The organism is Autumnicola lenta, assembly GCF_031846515.1.
Classification (GTDB): domain Bacteria; phylum Bacteroidota; class Bacteroidia; order Flavobacteriales; family Flavobacteriaceae; genus Autumnicola; species Autumnicola lenta.
The window spans coordinates 97,852-118,026 of the sequence record NZ_JAVRHO010000013.1; the positions used below are offsets into that span (position 1 = coordinate 97,852).

Annotated in this window: 9 protein-coding genes and 1 pseudogene; 2 read left to right on the forward strand and 8 right to left on the reverse strand. The window is 40.3% G+C overall.

The window, feature by feature from the left end; genetic code table 11:
- Nucleotides 1–54 precede the first annotated feature (54 nt).
- From bglX to RM545_RS10720, 8 genes and pseudogenes are all read right to left on the reverse strand, one after another.
- Nucleotides 55–2,334, reverse strand: a pseudogene (bglX, locus tag RM545_RS10690) (beta-glucosidase BglX).
- 62 nt (nucleotides 2,335–2,396) lie between these two features.
- Entirely contained in the window at nucleotides 2,397–2,516 is a 120-nt protein-coding gene (locus RM545_RS17635; RefSeq protein WP_432264582.1) for a hypothetical protein, read from the reverse strand.
- Nucleotides 2,517–2,570: 54 nt separating this feature from the next.
- The gene (locus RM545_RS10695) at nucleotides 2,571–3,437 is read right to left on the reverse strand and encodes a glycoside hydrolase family 16 protein (RefSeq protein ID WP_311495268.1); all 867 of its coding nucleotides are present in this window, start codon (nucleotides 3,435–3,437) and stop codon (nucleotides 2,571–2,573) included.
- A 154-nt stretch (nucleotides 3,438–3,591) separates the two neighbouring features.
- Nucleotides 3,592–4,737, reverse strand: coding sequence for a glycoside hydrolase family 16 protein (locus tag RM545_RS10700; RefSeq protein ID WP_311495269.1), 1,146 nt, complete (start codon nucleotides 4,735–4,737; stop codon nucleotides 3,592–3,594).
- 165 nt (nucleotides 4,738–4,902) lie between these two features.
- Nucleotides 4,903–7,125: a carbohydrate binding domain-containing protein gene (locus RM545_RS10705; RefSeq protein ID WP_311495270.1), complete on the reverse strand. Its 2,223-nt coding sequence runs from the start codon at nucleotides 7,123–7,125 to the stop codon at nucleotides 4,903–4,905.
- 35 nt (nucleotides 7,126–7,160) lie between these two features.
- Nucleotides 7,161–8,774, reverse strand: coding sequence for a RagB/SusD family nutrient uptake outer membrane protein (locus tag RM545_RS10710; protein WP_311495271.1), 1,614 nt, complete (start codon nucleotides 8,772–8,774; stop codon nucleotides 7,161–7,163).
- An 87-nt stretch (nucleotides 8,775–8,861) separates the two neighbouring features.
- Nucleotides 8,862–11,840 (reverse strand): SusC/RagA family TonB-linked outer membrane protein, encoded by a 2,979-nt coding sequence (locus RM545_RS10715; protein ID WP_311495272.1) that lies wholly within the window; start codon nucleotides 11,838–11,840, stop codon nucleotides 8,862–8,864.
- A gap of 242 nt (nucleotides 11,841–12,082) precedes the next feature.
- Complete coding sequence (locus RM545_RS10720; RefSeq protein WP_311495273.1) at nucleotides 12,083–14,863, reverse strand: LuxR C-terminal-related transcriptional regulator; 2,781 nt, start codon at nucleotides 14,861–14,863, stop codon at nucleotides 12,083–12,085.
- Between the two features lie 283 nt (nucleotides 14,864–15,146).
- Between RM545_RS10720 and RM545_RS10725 the strand changes: the two genes are divergently transcribed.
- Together RM545_RS10725 and RM545_RS10730 are read left to right on the forward strand one after the other, a co-directional pair.
- Complete coding sequence (locus RM545_RS10725) at nucleotides 15,147–18,755, forward strand: bifunctional metallophosphoesterase/BamA family protein (RefSeq protein WP_311495274.1); 3,609 nt, start codon at nucleotides 15,147–15,149, stop codon at nucleotides 18,753–18,755.
- Between the two features lie 45 nt (nucleotides 18,756–18,800).
- A complete protein-coding gene (locus RM545_RS10730; RefSeq protein WP_311495275.1) occupies nucleotides 18,801–20,165 on the forward strand; it encodes an FAD-containing oxidoreductase in 1,365 nt (454 codons plus the stop codon).
- Nucleotides 20,166–20,175 lie beyond the last annotated feature (10 nt).

Here is a 20,175-nt window from a genome sequence, read left to right on the forward strand (position 1 = left end):
ATGTCTCAGAGCAAAGTCCGAATTAAGACTCCGCTCTCTGAAACAAAAAGGGATTTATTTGTTAAGCGTAAATGCTGCCTTTTTAAGATCTCTCGAATTTCCACCGACGAAGACTTCAAAATCGCCTGATTCAGATTCCCATTGTTTGCTTGCATTATAGAACCTCAGCATTTCTTCATCAATACTAAATTCGACAGTTTTTGTTTCTCCGGGGTTCAGCTCTATCATCTCGAAGCCTTTCAACTCCTTTACCGGCCTGGATTTACTGGCAACAAGATCACGCAGGTATAACTGCACAACTTCTTTACCCGCCACATCTCCGGAATTGGTCACCGGCACACTTAGTGTGATTTCTTTATTGGCACTCATTTCTTCTGCGGAAAGGGATATTTCCCCATATTCAAAATCGGTGTAACTTAATCCGAAGCCGAACGGATAAAGCGCCTCCTTCCCAATATCTGTATAACTGGAAAATGTTACATGCTGTTCACTATACGGTCTTCCCGTATTTTGCTGATTGTAATATAGCGGCTCCTGCCCCACTGCCTTTGGAAAGGAAACCGGAAGTTTCCCTGAAGGATTATACTTCCCAAAAAGCACATCGGCAATAGCATTTCCACTTTCTGAACCAAGCTGCCATGCTTCAACAATAGCCGGAATATTTTCTGCAGCCCATGTAATTTCCAACGGCCTGCCATTAATCAATACCAAAGCAATATTTTTATTGACTTTATAGATTTCTTCCAGCAATTCCTGCTGAAGCCCTGCCAGTCCAATTTTCGCCTGACTCCGTCCTTCACCACTCTGGAAAGCATCTTCACCCAGCACCATGATCACCAGATCTGCATCTTCAGCTTTGGAAACAGCGTCTGGAAAACCAGATTTATCAGTTTCATTTATTTCCAGGGGCATCAAAAAACTCCGTTCCCCGGTTCCAAGCGCGGCACCTTAAGCATAAGAAATATTTACATTTTTCCCGGCGGCAGCTTTGATTCCTTCCAATACAGAAACCGCGGAATTTGCTTCTCCCTGTGCCCTCCAGTTTCCTATAGGCGTGTCTTTGTCTGCTGCCAGCGGGCCGATAATTGCAATATTTTGCACTGCACTTTTTATGGGCAGCATATCATCTTCATTCTTCAGCAACACTATGGATTTTCTTGCGATATCACGTGCCACTTCTTTATGCTCTTCATAGGAAATTTGTTCTGCCAGTTCAGGATTGGAATAGCGATAGGGATCTTCAAAAAGTCCCATTTTAAACTTTACGCGCAAAATCCTTTTTACCGCATCATCAATAAGATTTTCGTCTATTTTGCCTTCTTCCACCAAATCCAGAAGCCCGGCTTCGTAAGCGCCGCCTTCCATATCCATATCACTTCCGGCTTTTAGGGCAATTTCAGCAGCATGTTTTTTATCTTTTGCAAAACCGTGATAGATCATTTCTGTAATAGAACCCCAGTCTGAAACCACAAATCCGTTCCAGTTCCAATCGTCCTTCAAGATATCGCGTTGTAACATTTTGCTGCCTGTAGCGGGCGTACCATCTATAGTATTAAACGAGTTCATAAAAGTTGCCACTCCGGCATCTGCCGCAGCTTTAAACGGAGGCAAAATAAAATTATGAAGCTCATACTTCCCCACATTTACGGTATTGTAATCCCTGCCGGCTTCAGCAAAACCATAGCCTGCAAAGTGTTTTGCAGTGGCCGCAATCGTGGTACTATCGGCAAGATCATCTCCCTGGTAACCTTTTACTTTCGCAACAGCGACCAAAGAGGTGAGATAAGGGTCTTCGCCAGAACCTTCCATAATCCTTCCCCAACGCGCATCCCGAGACACATCTATCATGGGCGAAAATGTCCAGTTTACGCCATTGGCCACAGATTCTATTGCAGCAATCCGCGCTGACTTTTCCATCGCTTCCAAATCCCAGCTTGCAGTTTCCCCAAGCGGAACAGGAAAAATTGTTTTATAACCATGTATCACATCATAACCAAAAATAAGCGGAATTTTAATCCTGGAATTTTCCATCACCAGCTTCTGCGCTTCTCTTGTAGCTTCTACCGAAAGCACATTTAACATAGCACCTACCAGTCCTTTCTTAAGGCGCTCTTCCTTTTCTTTATTGCCCATTTCTGAAGCGGGGCCGGTAAGGTCCCAGCTGCCGTTATACTGCACCAGCTGCCCCACCTTTTCCTCCAGCGTCATCATAAACAGAATGGAATCTACTTTGGTTTCGACGTCTTTAACAGAGCTTGGAATTTCACTATTTTGGGCCTGTAGGCCAAACCCTCCCGAAAGAAGGAACGACATAAGGATAAAACATTTTTTCATGATTTGATATTAAGTATAGAAAAGGGGGCGTCAAGAAGAAAACTAACATCATCTATGAGAATTTAAAAAACGCCCCTCTCTATATTTGAATTTTTATTCTGAGTAATTTCTGCCGTCTTTCCATCTGGAGTGCGGAATACTACATTTGGTAAATTTTCAGGCATGGCTGAAGCAACTCTCACAGATCCTCCTCAAAAACGGTATTTAGAGGATGAACTTTGGCTAATCAAAACTCTTTATTTTCTTATTAAAACCCAGTCGATTAGGACTTCTGCTTTTCCTTCTTTTATAAGTTCTACTGTTGATGCAGGAATACCATTATAAGGTTTTTCCACTCCATTAGTTTTGTACGGATACGCACCGCCTAAAGCAAGATTGAGAATAAGAAATTTTGAATTATCAAAAGCCCAATTCCCGTAATGCTCTGCCATAGGTTTTGTAACCCGATAGGTCAACCTGCCATCAACTTTAAAATCAATTTTATCAGGCGTCCAATCAATAGAATACACATGCCAGTCGGTCACATCTTCACCTTCAGGGAAGAAGTATTTGTTAACCAGCGGAGTCTCTCCGGAATATTCCGGTCCGTGCAGGGCAACCCCTATCCAATCGGTCTCCCCCACATATTCCATAATATCAATCTCTCCGGTTTCTGGCCAACTACCCCCGCCCAGTGCCCAGAAAGCAGGCCAAAATCCGGAACCTTTTGGAAGCTTCATTCTGGCAGCAGCAGTACCATAGGTAAACATTACTTTGTCACGGGTATCAATCCTACCCGAAATAAAATCAAAATTATTTCCACGAAAAGTTATATAGTTGGGGCTGTAATGAGCTTTAAGCATTAATGCATTTTCGACTCCCTTTGCATCGGCCCCGTCCACAGTGTAAATAGTTGCGGTGGAATCTACATAAATCTGCTGTTCGTTATTTACCCAAAAATCGGTTCCAATGACATTCCATTTCTCCCTGTTCAGGGAACTTCCGGAGAAATCATCATAGAAAAGTGTGTCTGTTCCCGTTCTTACTGGTATATCCTGAGCGTATATATTTCCGCTGAAAATTAACGTGAGCGCCAGGAAGGTTTTTAAAAAAAATTGTTTCATATAAATTATATTAAAAGATAGAATTAACCTGAAAAACAAGTGTTTCAAGAGTGCCAGATAAAAGAGATATTTAAGTATTAAAAAATTTCTTCATGATTATTTGGAAAAAATTTTGAGCAGACACGCCAGGAAATTATAATTGTACAAATACTATCTATTGAAAGACTTTTACATAATCGATTTCAAAAATAGCTTCTGTAAAGTTCTCCGGAACTTCACCACCCAGATTTCCACCAAGTGCAATATTCAGCAATAAATAGTGCGGATGATCGTATGGTTTTTCTGAAGAGTTGGGTAGTTCGTAGACTAATTCCCCGTCTACAAAAGTTTTAATGCTGCTATCGGTCCATTCCATGGAATATACATGAAATTCACCGGCTGTATTTGCAACTGGCAACGTACCTCCTATGTTTTTGTATTCCCCGGTATTACGGTCTCCCCAATGAAAATGGGATATAATTTCATTTTTGTTCCACCCCGTTTGTTCCATTATGTCAATTTCACCACAACCAGGCCACTGTCCACTTCCATACTGGCCTTCAAAGTAACTACCGGTTTCGTTACAATTTGCACCTAAAGTCCAGATTGCCGGCCAGGTACCCGCCGCTTCGGGAAGTTTAGCTCGGACTTCAACCCGGCCGAAAGTAAAGGCAAATTTAGAATTCAAGCGGGCAGAGGTGTAAGATTTAGTGGAAGCACCATATGTATATTGCTCTTTGATGGCCTTAATCTTTAAAGTGCCATCACTCACAAAGGAGTTTTCGGTACGGGCTGTGTAATGTTGTAATTCGCCATTGTGCCAGCTGCCATTATTTGGTGGAATGACCTGATGATGCCATTTTTCTTCCTCCAGACTTCCTTCGCTTTCAAATTCATCAGAGAAAACCAGCTTTGTGAATTGTGCATCAGATTTAAAAACGGTGAAATCCACCGTTTCATTTATGAATTCTCCCGATTCTGAATAGGCCCAGACAACGACATTTGTAGTGTGTGTTCCTTCTTCAGAAAATATGTATTCCATTGTACCTGAAGTGCTTTCCTGCACATCTCCGCTGTCAAAACGAAAAGCGTATCTCACCGCATTGTTGGCGGTAGCAGTCACCTGCACCACTCCTGAACCATCTCCATTAGGCTGCTGCTCGCTAGCCCCGGCTAAGGAAACCTCTACCTGTAAATTTGAAACGCCTGTTTTTAAATCTGAATCCCCCGTACTACAGGAATTGAAAAATAATAGCAGGAAGCAAGAAATATATATGAAGCTCATAGATTTAAAACTGTAAAAAGGGTTGTTTTTTGTCATTTTCATAGTTAATTTTAAGCATATTTTACGTATGCACTAATCTGTATTTACAGTGTTTGAGTACCCTGATGGTTTTCAGGTCAAGATCATCTTCCTGGCAGCTAACTACCAGGGTTCTGATGATCAAAAAATTAATAATTTTAAATATTGGACAGTGTTTCTTTTCTAATTCTGTTCGATATCATCAATATAGAAGGTACCTGCAGTAGTTCCCGCAAAATCTAAGAAAATAGAAAATGAATCATATTGCCCAACTGGAACAAAAGCAGCTCCGTTATCTGGGTCACCATCCACATAACTTTTTATCGCATTGTTTGCAAAGTCAAACGTTAATTCTTCCCATCCTGTACCACCATGATCTACTTCTACTTCATTAGCTCTTTCTCCATTCACACCAGTTTCTAACTTAAATAGAACAGGATAAGCGGTTTCAGAATAAACTTTCATAGTTATAGTTTTATTAGAACCTGAAAAGTCTATTGCCTCATCAAGAACAACTGTCAACGCTTCATATTGCTGACCATTATTAGTAACTGCGCCTACTTTAGTGTCTGTTGAGTTAATCCCAGATTGGTTTTGATTTACTACTACTTCAAATGCAACACCACTCGTTTTAGAAGCATAGTCTACTGAACCATCAAAATCTAAGGGAAAACCAAGAGTTCCGGCTGAGCCTTCTCCATCAGTACCACCGTCACCTGTTTCATTTGAGAAATACAGGTTATCTATAAAAAAACTACCTCCGGTATCTGGCTGAACATCAAACTTGATCTGGAATATGTCGCTAACATCAAGTCCCTGACTTATGAAGTCTTCCAATGGAATTTCCAGAGTATTCCACTGGTTTGGAATTACATCTAAACTAACTGATCTCTCTCCAGATCCAGTGCTAATCAAGAAAATTGGAATGGAAGTATAATCTGCAGACCACACATCTATTTTTAATGTTGTATAGGAAGTTAGATCTATAGCTTCTCCAAAATCTATCCCCTCGTAATTAACATTTCCATATTTTATCACTGCATTACCACCAAAGTCTATTATCTCAAAAGAAGTAGACTGTCCCCAGTCTGGATAGTAATTTACTCCAGTTGGATTTGTATAGGCATCACTAAATATTGATTGTACTTCTGCATCAGCCGTAGGTGTTGGAGCCGCAGATACCGGCTCGTTCAATATCCCTGAACTATCATAGAAATACACATTGTCTATATAAATGGTGTTCTGCCCTGATGGACTTGCAGCAAATATCAGCTGTCCAATGTTTTCTTTCGTGGTAAGTCCTGTAAAATCGGAAAGTGATATATCCACTTCAACCCATTCCTGTTGTGCCGGATTCGAAATTACGATTTCATGTTCAACATCATCTCCTCCGTCAAAAGCACCATCAGCTCCAAAATCGACCAATTTGATTCTGAATTCTGTAGCGTTGGCAGTCCAGATATCTACATGGAAATGACTCATGGCACTGGCATCAATGGGAGTCGCAACGGTCTCGATACCCACAAAATTTAAATCGCTGTATTTTTTTACATTATTCTCATTTACGGTGATGTCCTCAAGAGTGGCATCAGACCATTCGGTACGCCATGTATCTACTGTGACATTTGTGTACACATCGCTGAAAAGAGATATTACCTTATCCTCATCCACATTAGGATCAGTAGCCGTACTGGTTGGCTCTGAATCACTCACCGGCTCCTCCGTAGAACCACCTTCAGCCAGAACTATATCATCAAAATAATGTACTGTAGTGGCATCCTTATCGCCGTTGAAATTAAAGAATAGCACCATTCTGTCAAATTTATCGGAATCGCTGGGAGAAAAGGCAAATGAAATCTCTTCCCACTCGTCGGCAACTGTTGAAGTCATAGTGACTTCTTTTGAAATGGTTCCATCTGAACTGTCTTCCAGTTTCAGGTTAATGTTTTGTCCCGCAGCCGGAGAATATACTTTGAGTTTAATGGTTTGCTTTTCAGAAAGATCAATTTTGCTAGTCACATCAAAGAAAAATCCGGCCCAGCCTTCCACTCCTTCAGTTTGGGTAACCATCATTACCTTATCAGAAGTATTAATTCCTTCCTTATCAGGATTATCAGCGGGCTCAATGGTTATAGAACCAGCAGCTTCTCCAAAAAAGCCTGTATCTGGCGTCCCGCATTCAAAGTCTATTCCTTCGGCCAGGTCGGTCTGGTCGGGGACCATAACTTCATCAGTACAACCTTCCCCGGGAACTTCAGGTTCAGGCTCAACATAGGCAGATTCAGGTGGTATATCATCTTCCGTCTCACAGGAACTTATTATGCTGAATACACCGAAGAGGAGAAGGAGCCGTATCAGAGATAAATTAAAATTCTGAATATTCTGTATTATACTATTCCGTTTCATTTCTTATATTTTTAGTTACCTTATATCATCAACTCTTAATTATAGCCTTCATTTTGGGGATAGTTTGGTCCCAACAGATCTATTTGTTGCTGAGGAATAGGCCAGTTTTCCATATATTCTCTCAATATATTTTTTGGATTTCCCTCAGGATAAGATTCGTTCATATTATCATTATTCATATGATCCAGAAGGAATTCGTATAATTTTCCTGTACGCTTAAGTGTATACCAACGCTGCCCTTCAAAAGCTAACTCTCTTGCCCTTTCGTCGAGAATGGCCTGCAGATTTATCTCAGATGCGGGATCTGTATTGGCTCTTGTTCTTACGGCATTTAGGTATTCTAATGCTTTTGAGTTATTCCCCAGCATCATGTAGGCTTCAGCGCCAATGAGATAGGTCTCAGCAAGTCGATAAATCATAATGTTCTTAAAATGATTTCTGTCAGTAGGCTCCACGGTTGCATCAAAAAACTTTAATACTCCCGGATTTTGCCTGCGGTAATACAACATAAATTCATTTTGATCTGTTTCACTATTCTCATATAAGTCCAGTGGCTCACCTAGTTCCTTACCTGGGGGAAGCCCGGACTCATCATTATATTCGTATTCAAAAATGTAGTAGGTACCGTCCCTCCTTTCATCATTTGGATCATCATTAAGAAGGTCAATCACATATTTATTTAATGAAATAAAACCTGCTGCTGCTCCTCCGTTTTCAACAGATTGCACCAGGCCAGGGGCTTCTGCATAGGAAGATACCATGTTCCAGTTTAAAATATGTGGACCACCTCCTCCAATGGTCTGAAACTCAAAGTTCACCGCAAATAAAGTTTCGGAATGATTCAGATCTCCAGCAAAAACCTGCTCAGTAGTGGTCAAACTGTGATTACCACTGTTTATAACCGCATCAGCTTGTGCGGCCGCTTCGCTGTAATCCTCTTGCCAAATCGCAACCTTGGCACGTAAATGCCTTGCAGCACCCTGGCTCCATCTGCCGAATTCTTCAGGACTGTAATCAAGGTTTTCAATGGCAAAATCCAGGTCTGACCTTAATAATGAAAAGATTTCTTCTTCAGAAGATTTATCCTGAGGCACATCAAATGCATTTTCCGGTGTGGTAGGTTCTGTGGTGATGAATATATTATTGAAAAGTCTGTATAAGATAAAATAAGAATTGGCACGCATGGCTTTTGCTTCTGCCAAAATCTGATTTCTTCTGTCCTCATCAACATCAGTTAAATTCTCAGCTCCACGAATAATGGCGTTCGCCCGGTCTATGATTCTATAATAGGTTACCCAATAGGCATTGATTCCTGAAGCTGTTCCATAGTCACCCAGGCTTGCACCCCATAAAAGCCTGCTGTAAAGCGAAGCCTCCCCGGTTATTCCTACAGATAGATCACTCTTGGCCTGCAAGATCAACGGAAAGGCACCGTTAAGGCTGAGATCTTCGTAGATAGTTCTGTTTAAGGCATAAAGTCCTACTACCGCTGACTCCAATCCTTCAGGAGAGGAATACAGAAAGTCTACGGAAGTATCAGATAACAATTTATCTTCCAGGAAATCGTCCTGGCATGACGTAGAAAACGTTAATGCAATAAGTATTACAAAAAACTTTTTCGATAACAAATAACTTTTTATAATTTTCATCTGTTGCTATTTAATTTGTTTAACTGGCCCAATTTGGATTAAATTACAATTTTAGTTCCAAGAATAGGTGGCTTATAACACGTTTACTTAAAATGTAATATTGGTTCCAATGGTAATATCTCTGGTCTCGGGAAACGACGTACCACCATTACTTAATAGATCCTGTTCAGGACTATAAGATCTAAAATCAGTAAAGGTCAATAAATTGTTACCGGTGGCATAAATTTTCAACTTATCAATCCCTATCTTGGAAAGGGCATTATTCGGCAAATTGTAGCCCAAGGTTAAGGTTCTTAAGCGAATATAAGAGGCGTCACGTACAGCAAAAGGAAACAGATGTAGGTGAGTATCAGGTTTTGGTCTTGGATATTGTGTGGATGGAAATTCCGGAGTATAGTATTTAGTTCTTATTCCATTAATTGCTCCTTTCCAAAGCTCTCCATTCGCCAGAACACTATTCAATCGAGTTGCACCCTGAACGAAATACACATCGGCAAAAAGTTCGAAATTCTTATAATTAAATGTATTAGTAATGGAACCGTACCAGTCCGGATCTGTATTAATAAACACGTTATCACGGTCATCTATTTGTCCGTTCCCATCCTGGTCTACCACCCTTACATCTCCAGGTTGTGCCAGGGGGTTCCCTGACCCCGCAATATCATCTCCTACCTGATAGATACCGTCATATTTCGGCAGCCAGATGTTGTTAATAGATTGACCAATAGAAAGTCTTCTCCCAGAACTATCTGTAATATCTATCGGGTTTCCATTATCATCGGTCTCACCGGTAAGGGAAATGATCTCATTCCTGTTTTTAGAAAAGATCAGGCCCAGCGTCCATCGAAAGTTCTCCGTGCTAATAAAGTTAGAATTTAAAGATGCTTCAAAACCTTCGTTCTGCAATTCTCCTACATTAAAACGGATAACATTGAAACCGGTTGTTCCCGCAATAGATCGATCTAACAAAAGATCTGTGGTATTTGCTTTATAATATTCTACGGTACCATCAAAAAGATTATTGAATAATCTAAAATCGACTCCTGCATTAAAGGTTGTAGTAGTTTCCCATTTTAGATTAGGGTTTGGCAAACGGGAGGAGGCCGTGGATCCACCCACAGTCTGGCCATTAAAAACATAGGGTCTGTCATTGGCAACCCCTAAAGATTCAAGGGAATTAATCCCCTGATTTCCTGTGGCTCCGTAACTTACCCGGAATTTCATCTCGTTTATCGATTCTACAGCTTCTAAAAAGGGTTCTTCGTGCATTTTCCATGCAAAGGAAACAGCAGGAAAGTATCCCCATTTATTATTGGCTGCAAATACGGAAGCCCCATCTGCCCGCGCAGTAGCTTCAAGCAGGTACCTGTTTAAGTAGCTGTAACGCACCCGCGCCAGAAAGGATAGAAGTCTTCTTTGTGAAACGTTTCTGACATTGGCCAGTAAGGTTGTAGCATTACCATTATACCCCAGGGCATCATTAGTAAATCCTGATTTGTCAATTTGAGTAAATTGATTTTCCTGTTCATCAAAGGCCTGAACCCCGGTAATTTCTAAACTATGATCATCATTGATCTGTGGATTATAATTTACTATATTCTCAACTAAAACCTGTTTGAATAAAGTGTTCGCCAGAACGCCAATGCCATCTATTCCTTCATCTCCCGCGGAATGTAACGATGAGCGGTATATACCTCTATTAGTGTTTCTATTTCTGAGAAATGTATTTAGTGTATAACTTAAAAATGGAGTAAAGTTGTAGGTAAGGTTCAGGTTGACATCTGTTAAGTTTATTTTACTTTCATCCGTGGACTCTCTTTGATCCCACAATGGATTTACAGCCGTTATAGAATTCCCCAAATAAAATTTCACTAGTTCGCCATTCTCGTCAAATGGTCTCGCTAATGGTGTAATGGTAGTGAAGTTTAACCCACCTGTTTCCTGATCCTGAGTAGCATTTTGATAATTAAATATACCTCTGAAAGTCAATTTATCGGTTATTTGATGTTCCAGGTTTAATTTGAAGGTACCTCTATCATAACTGGAATTTGGGATAATACCATTCTGAGTGAAATAATTTAAACTTGAAAAGATTTTGGTCTTCTCCGTCCCTGATGAAAAGCTCAGGGAATGAGACTGAATTACCCCTTCTCTTAAAACAAGATCTTCCCAGTTGACAAATTGCCTGTTCTCAATGGTTTCCAATTCAAAGGGACTGAATATGTTTTCATCTCTCAGATAATCGCCGGTGAATCTATTCCTGTTAGCCTCTCTTCTCAGATCAATAAATTGTGATCCATCATAAAGGTTGAAATTTTTTGTAACTGACTGCGTTGTGGTATACGCATTATAATTTATCCTGGTTATACCCTCCACACCTCTTTTGGTGGTGACCAATATTACGCCGTTTGAAGCCCTTGATCCATAAATGGCGGTTGAAGCAGCGTCTTTTAGGATTTCAATGCTGGCGATATCACTAGGTGCTACATCATTTAAATTATCAAAGGGTAATCCATCTACTATAATTAATGGTGAATTACCGTTTGGTGCAACAGAAACATTTCCTCGTATTACAATGTTGGATTCTCCTCCCGGTCTCGCACTCCCCAGGTTCACTTGCACACCCGCTGCCCTTCCTCTCAGCATTTCGGAAACATTGGTGGTAGGTATGGCGGTGGCTTCATCTACTTCAACACTACTTACAGAACCTACAACATTACTTTTTCTTTGTGTTCCGTACCCCACCACAACAACTTCATCCAGTGCTTCTGAATCAGTTATTAATTGCACGTCAATTGTCTGTTGGCTGGAAACTGTGACTTCCTGAGCAATAAAGCCTAAATAACTAAATTCTAAAACATCTCCTGTTGAGATATCATCAACTATATAATTACCGTCAAAATCGGTTGTTGTTCCGCGTGATTCTCCTTTTACAATTACATTTACACCTAATAAAGGTACATTGTTTTCATCGACCACAGTTCCGCTAACCGAATAGGATTGCGCTTGAGCCGTAATTAGCCCGCTTAGAAATATAATTATTAAAAGACAAGTAGATTTCTTCATGTGATTTGTTATTAAAATTGTTCTCTCAAATATATTAACAAATCCTTATGAGAGTAGTAAAGTAACCTTTACAAAAAATCTACATGCTGAGTATTTAGCAATTTTTGACGTAGTATAATGCGAAGATTGCAATAAGAACAGCCCTTTACAGGGAATAACGAACTTTGCACATATTCCGCTACTAACCAATAATTTAAATTTTTGTATAGGTAATGTAGAGTTATTAATGCGTTATGTAAAGGTCATAAAGCAAGAATATAATCGGTCAAATTTGTTTCATGATCTAAATCCATCTTTTTTCGCAAACGATATCGTTTAATCTCCACACTCTTTACTGAAATATTTAGAAGGGGAGCGATTTCTTTTGATGACAGATTTAATCTTAGATAAGCGCAAAGTTTCAAATCGTTGGAGGTAAGTTCCGGATGTTTTGCCTTAATCTTTCTGAAGAAATCCTTATCTGCGTTACTAAATGCTTTTTTAAAGAATTTCCAATTATCTTCTTCACTTATATCCTTATCTATTGTCCTGATGACCGACTTTACTTTAGCCGATTCAGATTTCTGTAACTGTTTTTTGATGCTGGAAAGAAACTCATTTTTTTTGATAAGACTCATTGTCGAAACTGCAAGTTCCCTGTTCTTATTTACCATATCCTGCTCCAGTCGTTCGTTCTCCAGCTTGATTATTTTTTGCTGTGCTTCCAGATTCTTCATCCTTAGTGCTTTTTCATTCTCTTCGATAAACTTCTGATGTCTTCGCTTATAGAAAATATGGACCAGGTAAAGCAAGATTAACAAAATCAAAAAATAGAGTATAATAGCAGTGTAGCTCCAATACCAGGGGCGAGCAATATCAAAACTATAGGTAAGTGGATCAGCAATTCTAGCCCCCACCCTTGCCCTTACTTCGAAAGTGTAATTCCCAAAGGAAAGATTTTTAAATCCTGCATGGGCAGCCTCATCCCATTCACTCCACATGTTACTTTGGCCCAAAAGCCTGTAGCTATATACCGGAGTGAGAAATTTCTTGAAGACAGGAACACTAAAGTAAAAATTAATATTATTGGTTTTATAATCAAAAGGACTGCTACCATCCATGGCAACCAATCGAGCAGCCTCATCTAGCGCAGACATAGAGATCTGATCCATGCGCACCTCATAATCGTGTATAGTACTTTCTACTTTATTAAATTTAACATAGCCGTCGGCAATACCCAGGATATACTCTGTATCCTTAAGTCTGGTGATGTTCTCGTAACCTGAAGTTATATTGCGAAACCCTTTAGACAGGTAGATCTCATTAAGTTCGTATTTACCACTTAAACTGGCAAGACTTACGTTAAATATGGAGTTCTTGGCGAACCCCCAAATTTTACCATTTTCGTCATTAATTATTCTTCCGGATATCCTCTCTGTATCCTCCAATACCTTAGCAAGTGTACTATTTGGAAGAAAATCGTCTGCTCCCCCGGTATATTGGAGAATACGATTTTTGGAAGAATAGTAAAGCGTATCATTGAACTTAAAAATACTTGACGTTATTCCTGTGGATTCATCAATTACATAATTTTGACTGTTCACAATGCTATCCAGCGCATCACTTATTGTCAATTTAAACACACCTTTATGTTCATTACTAATCCAGATATCACCGTCATCGTCCATTTCAATAAACTTTGAAGAATGAGGAAAATTATCAAGCATAGGTAAGTCTTCAATTCCTCCAGGCGTATCTCTTAAGAAGCTGATGCCATTATAATGTCCCTGGATAAAATATCCCGGTTTATTCTCAATTTCCTTTACCAGCCAGGTACCAAGACGTTCTGATATCCTTTCAGCTCTGTTTCCGTTTACAAGGTAGGTCCCGTTGTTATGTCCGCAAAAAAGATAGTCACCTTCCATTTGCAAACTCCACACCTGCCCGTTAGTTCCTTCTATAAAAGTAAATTCGGTGTCTTCGGGTTTCTTGTAGTAAAGCCCCTGATTTGTTCCCAGGTAGAGATAATCGTCATTTTGAAAGGAACAGTAAACCGATCCTATTTTTCCGGTATTATCCTGAAATAGACGAAAAGTGGAATCCAGGTTCAAAACACTTATCCCATTATCCAGACCCACCCAAACATTTTGCGCATCATCGAGGTAGAGATCAAGCGCGGTATTATTGAGAAGTACGTTTTCCTGATCAAAATGACTCAGGATCTCACCATCTTCTGATACATGATAAATTCCCTCGCCCACAGTTCCCAGCACCATACTATCATCGGAAAGTTTTAACGCCGAAAGTAATCCCGCATTTTTGATCTTAGTACTTAAATCTTCCAAAACCCTTTCAAGTTCCTGACCATTCCAACTATAGAAATTTCCCATAGCCGTTACCAGTTCCAAATTCCCATCCCGTGGGAAAATCTGCATAATTTCAATTTCTCCCAGCGCAGAATACGGAATTACCTGCTCTGGTAGCCCTTTTTCAATAGTGTAAATACCTGTCTGTGCCTTCTGAAAGAAAATTTTATCCGCTACTTTAAAAAGATTCGTTACTGGTTGACCGGCATCATTTCGTAAAATGGCAATATTGTCTGCCCCGGGACTGTGAAGATAAATCCCACGGAAGCTGCGAAAGATAACAACACCATCGCTGTATTCAATATCCCAAAACTGTTCCCCGTCCTGGATATCTTCCGTAAATCGCTCTACCAGGCTGGTATATTCCAGCACACCCAAATCATTTTTTTCCCAGTACCCCACTTCCATGTAAGCGCCGGTATAGATCCTCTCTCCAATTACCTTAAGAGATCGTACAACCGTTTTGTTAGGTACCGGGTAAAGGTTCCATTTCTCCCCGGTAAACTGCAGTAATCCTGCACCATTTGCAAAATATAGATTTTTGGCATCATCCTGGCCAATCATCCAGTTTTGATTCTCGGCTCCATAATCGTTAGGACCGTAATTAATTACCGGAGGTAACTCCTGGGAAAGGAGCGCACCGGATAGGAGAAACAAAAGAAAAAATAGTGACCGCAACAGGGATTGTTTTGAGCTAAAATAGGTCATAATCTACTAAGACGCAAAAGGATAATTTGGACTAATAATGAAAAATAATATTTTATATTTATACAGAAAATCATTCCGGTTATAAAAAGAAGATGATCTATAAACAAAATATCATAAAATAATTGCTAAAAACCGGTCGCTTCTGCCTCTTCATAAATGTTATAAAGCGTTAAAGTTTCTTATTCCATATAATTTTTTGTCAATTTTGGAAGTTTGTTAAACTGGCTCCAGGCCCTACTTAAAAGTCGACTATATGTTTATTGAATTAAAAAGTCCGTTTTCTGGCTCCCTAAAGAACCAGATTACGGTACTAATTACCCTTTTTACCCTGAATTTAACTTTTGCACAGCAAGACGAAATTCCTGAAGGAAAGGAAATTTCCCACTCAATTTATTTTACCGCCAATACGGGGCTTAACGAGAACTCTGCGGCCCAAAGCATCTTCAGCCAGATTGTACAAGCTTCTCAACAGGACCAGGATGCTAGTCTTGTACTGCTCGGAAATATTACAGAAAATGGTTATCCAGAAGATGAGGACAAAAGAAAAGCTACAGAAGAAGATTTAAGGCAAAAATTGTTACAACCCCTGAAGGATTTTAATGGAAACGTAATCCTTAATCCCGGCGTAAATGAATGGCGCAAAGGAGGCGGACAGGAAAACCTGGACGATATGGAATCTTTTCTTCAGGATAACAGCGATGCCGAATTCTGGCCAAATGATGGTTGCCCCCGGGAACCGGAGACTTTAAGCGACGAAGTGGAACTTATAATGGTGGATTCTCAGTGGTTTCTGGAAGACTGGGATGATCATCCCTACATCAACAACAAATGTGAACTCAAAACAAGGGACCAGTTCTTCATAAAATTTAAGGATGATCTTAAGGATGAACAGAATAAAACCATTATTGTAGCAGTACACCATCCCGTAATGTCCAACACAAGACGTGGATTTTTTCAAAAAATGGGAGGTTTCTCCAGGCAATCCTATTATAACAGTGCGATGGAGGAATTACGGGGTCGACTGGAGACACTTGCCAGCCAGTTTGACGATGTAATATTTGTATCAGGAAACGATCGGAACATGCAATATCTGGAAGATGATGGTATCCCTCAAATTATAAGTGGCGCAGCAGCAAATACTGAAAAAGCCAAGATCCATGAGGACGACCACTTTGCTTCAGATAAAAACGGTTATACAAAACTGACAGTCTTTAAAGATAGGAGTTCAATTGTGAGGTTTTACGAAGCCACCCCTGCGGGTCCAAAGCTACTCTTCAGCAAATTTATTAAAAGAGAACGTACAAGGCTTGATGAAGTAAGTTATCCCGACAGGGAAAACTTTGGTGAAACTTATAAAGCTTCTGTGTATACCCAGGAAGAAACAGATAAAAGCGGATTTTACACCTTTCTATGGGGAGAACATTACCGGGATATTTACAGTCGTGACATAGAAGTTCCAGTGCTTTTCCTAAGTGACCTGCCGGGAAACCCCGTACCAATTTCAGAAGGAGGTGGAAACCAATCCAGATCCCTAAGAATAATTGATGAAGATGAACATGAATATACTTTACGAGAAATAAGAAAAAGTGCAACCCGGTTTATCCAGCAGAAAATTAAAACCCACTATGTACGGGACCGTATAGATAATACGCTGGCAGAAAGAATTGTTCAGGATTATTATACCACATCCCATCCTTATGCTCCATTTGCCATAAACGACCTCTCTGCGGCTGTGGACATCTACCATGCAAATCCACGGCTCGTTTATCTCCCTAAACAGGAGGAACTGGGGATATTTAACGATGGTTATGGCAATAAACTTTATATGCTGGAGGAGCATGTTGGGGATGAAAATAAAGAGTTTGAAACTTTTGGTTCGCCAGATGATATTATAAGCACGGCAGATCTTCTTCTGGAACTTAGGGAGACTAAAAATTCTTATGTAAACGAGGGTTCTTATATAAAAGCACGGCTTTTTGATATGCTGATCGGGGATTGGGACCGGCATGAAGACCAGTGGAGATGGGCGCAGTTTGAGCAGCAAGACGGGAGGCTAATGTACAAACCGATTGCCAGGGACCGGGATCAGGCTTTTTCAAAGTACGACGGGCCAATAATCGATCTTTTGCAAATGGGAGTTCCTGTATTGCGAGCCATGCAAACTTTTTCCGGCGAAAAACTGAAAAATGTAAAGTGGTTTAACGTTGCGGCTTATCCCCTGGACAAAACTTTTATAAAAACCGCTACCTGGGAAGACTGGGAAGAGCAGGTGGAGTTTATTCAGAATGAACTTTCCGATGAAAAAATCGATGCGGCTTTTGAAGCGCTTCCGGAAGATACAAAAGATGAAAGCATAGAGCGGATAAAAGAGGATCTTAAGGAGCGCCGGGAAAACCTGCTTGCTATCGCCAGGGATTATTATAAGTACTTACTGGAGTTTGAGGTTATTACAGGAACTGAAGAAGATGACAAATTCCTTATTACCAGAAAAGAAAACGGACGAACAGAGATTATTATTGAAAACGATGAAAATATCGTTTTTGAAAACACCTATAATTCTGACATGACCGATGAAATATGGATTTATGGATTAGATGGAGATGACGAATTTAAGATTGAAGGAGAAGGAGATAAACTTATTAAACTGAAGGTTATTGGGGGCGAGGAAAACGACATCTATAACTTCAGTAATACCAGGAGAGCGAAATTGTATGACTACAAAAGCAAAAAAAATACAATTGAAACACCGGGAGCCAACCAATGGCTAATAGACAGTTATGATATTAACAATTACAATCCCCAAAAAAGCAGGAATACTACAAATGTATTATTCCCCAGCATTGGCTTTGATCCCGATGCAGGTTTTAAAATAGGATTGGCAGATACGTTTACCACTTATGGTCTTGCACGAAATCCTTTTACCACTCAGCACAATATAAGCGCCTTCTATTATTTTGCAACTTCCGGTTTTGAGGTAAACTATTCGGGGGAATTCGCACACATTTTTTACAATTGGAATTTTGGCATCGATGCCAGGTACACCAGCCCCAATTACACCCTGAATTACTTTGGAAGAGGTAATGAAACCAGCTATAACGAAGATGCTGTGAGTATGGATTATAACCGCGTACGTATAAGGCAATGGAGCCTCGCTCCTTCCTTGATCTGGCGAAATGAAACCGGTGCAAGATTCCATTTTAAACCAATGGTCGAGTCCCTGGAGGTCGAAGGAAATGATACAGAATATATAGGACAGGTTTTTGATGAAGAGAACGATCTTTTTGAAAGCCAGTTGTACGCCGGTGCAGAGATTGCTTTTCAATACAAAAATAAACCTCAGCAATTGGCTTTTCCAAGGCGCGGGATGCAATTTGATATTTCTACGGGATACAAAAGAAATATAGATGGAAATGACAACGAATTTGCTTACCTGAAGCCATCGATTTCTGTTGTTTACCCCTTACATGAGAGCGGCCTTGTGGTTATAGCCACCAAAATTGGCAGTGAATTTATATTTGGAGAGGATTATGAATTCTACCACGGAGCCACCCTTGGCGGGAACCAAAGTTTACGCGGCTATAGGAATGAACGTTTTAATGGAAAGTCTGCTTTTTACCAAAGTACAGATCTAAGAGCAGGACTTGTGAGGATGGAAACAGGTTTTGTACCATTAAGGGCAGGGATAAGCCTTGGACATGATTATGGACGAGTTTGGCTGGAAGATGAAAATTCTGAAAAGTGGCACAATAACTACGGCGGTTCTATCTGGATTAATGCTTTTAGCACCGTCACCGGGAATGTTGGCTACTATACAAGTGAAGAAGACAACCGGATAATGTTTACACTTGGCTTTAACTTTTAATTCGATTAACCAGGGACATTAACAGTCCTTCTTAAAAATACTCTTATGAAGTTTGATGCGATAATTATTGGGACAGGACAGGCGGGAACTCCACTTGCTGCAAGTCTTGTCAAAAATGGGCAAAAGGTGGCGATCATCGAAAAAGGGGATTTTGGAGGCACGTGTGTAAATACCGGTTGCACTCCTACCAAGGCTTATGTGGCAAGTGCCAGACGAGTTTTTGTAACCAAAAATAGCCAGGAGCATGGTGTTACCATAGCCGGTGAGATAAAAGTCAACCTGCGTGCGATTAAAAGAAGGAAAGACAAACTGGTTGAAAAATCCAGCGAGGGGATTAGGAAAATGCTGGAGGATAATGAGCAAATTCAGGTCTTTAAGGGGGAAGCAAAATTCAAGGATGATCATACTGTTATAGTAAATAACGAAACGCTACAGGCAGAAAAGATCTTTATTAATACCGGTTCAAGGCCAAATATTCCGTCACCGTTCAAAAACCTCAATTATCATACTAATGAAACGATGTTGGAGCTGGAAGAAATCCCCGAGCACCTTGTTATAATAGGAGGCGGCTATGTGGGATTGGAATTTGCCCAAATGTTCCGGCGTTTTGGAAGCAAGGTGAGTATCCTGGATCGTGGGGAACGCCTTATGAAACAGGAAGATGAAGATATTTCTGAAGCAATTCTTCAGATTTTGGAAGATGAGGATATTCAGGTTTATCTTAATTCAGAAAACATAGTTGGAGCCCAGAGCAAAAAGACTATGGAATTCAGTTTTAACGTACATGGTGCGGATAAAAAAATTGAAGGCTCCCATCTTCTTCTTGCCACAGGCCGGGTGCCAAATACGGCAAATATCGGCCTGGAGAACACCGGAGTACACCTGGATAAAAAAGGCTATATAAAAGTAAATGACGAGTTACAAACTTCTGTTCCACACATTTATGCCCTTGGTGATTGCAATGGCGAAGGAGCGTTTACTCATACTTCTTATAACGACTTTGAAATAGTTGACTCAAATTTACTTCAGAATAAAAAAAGAAGTTTATCAGATCGATTCCCTTGCTATGCTGCATTTATTGATCCGCCACTTGCAAGGGTTGGAATGAACGAGGCAGAAATAAAGGAGAAGGGAATTAAGGCAAAGCTGGCTTCCCGACCAATGACCAAAGTGGCACGGGCACAGGAAATGGGTGAAACCAGCGGAATGATGAAAATTTATATTGAAGCCGACACTGATAAAATCCTGGGTGCAACCTTCCTTGGAACAGGCGCTGATGAAGTTATACATGCTATAATTGATGCGATGTATGCAGGAACGCCATATACCACCATCAGAGATGCGGTACATATCCATCCCACGGTAAGTGAATTGATCCCAACGATGCTGGAATCACCAGAAGATCTTTAGAAAAACTGAA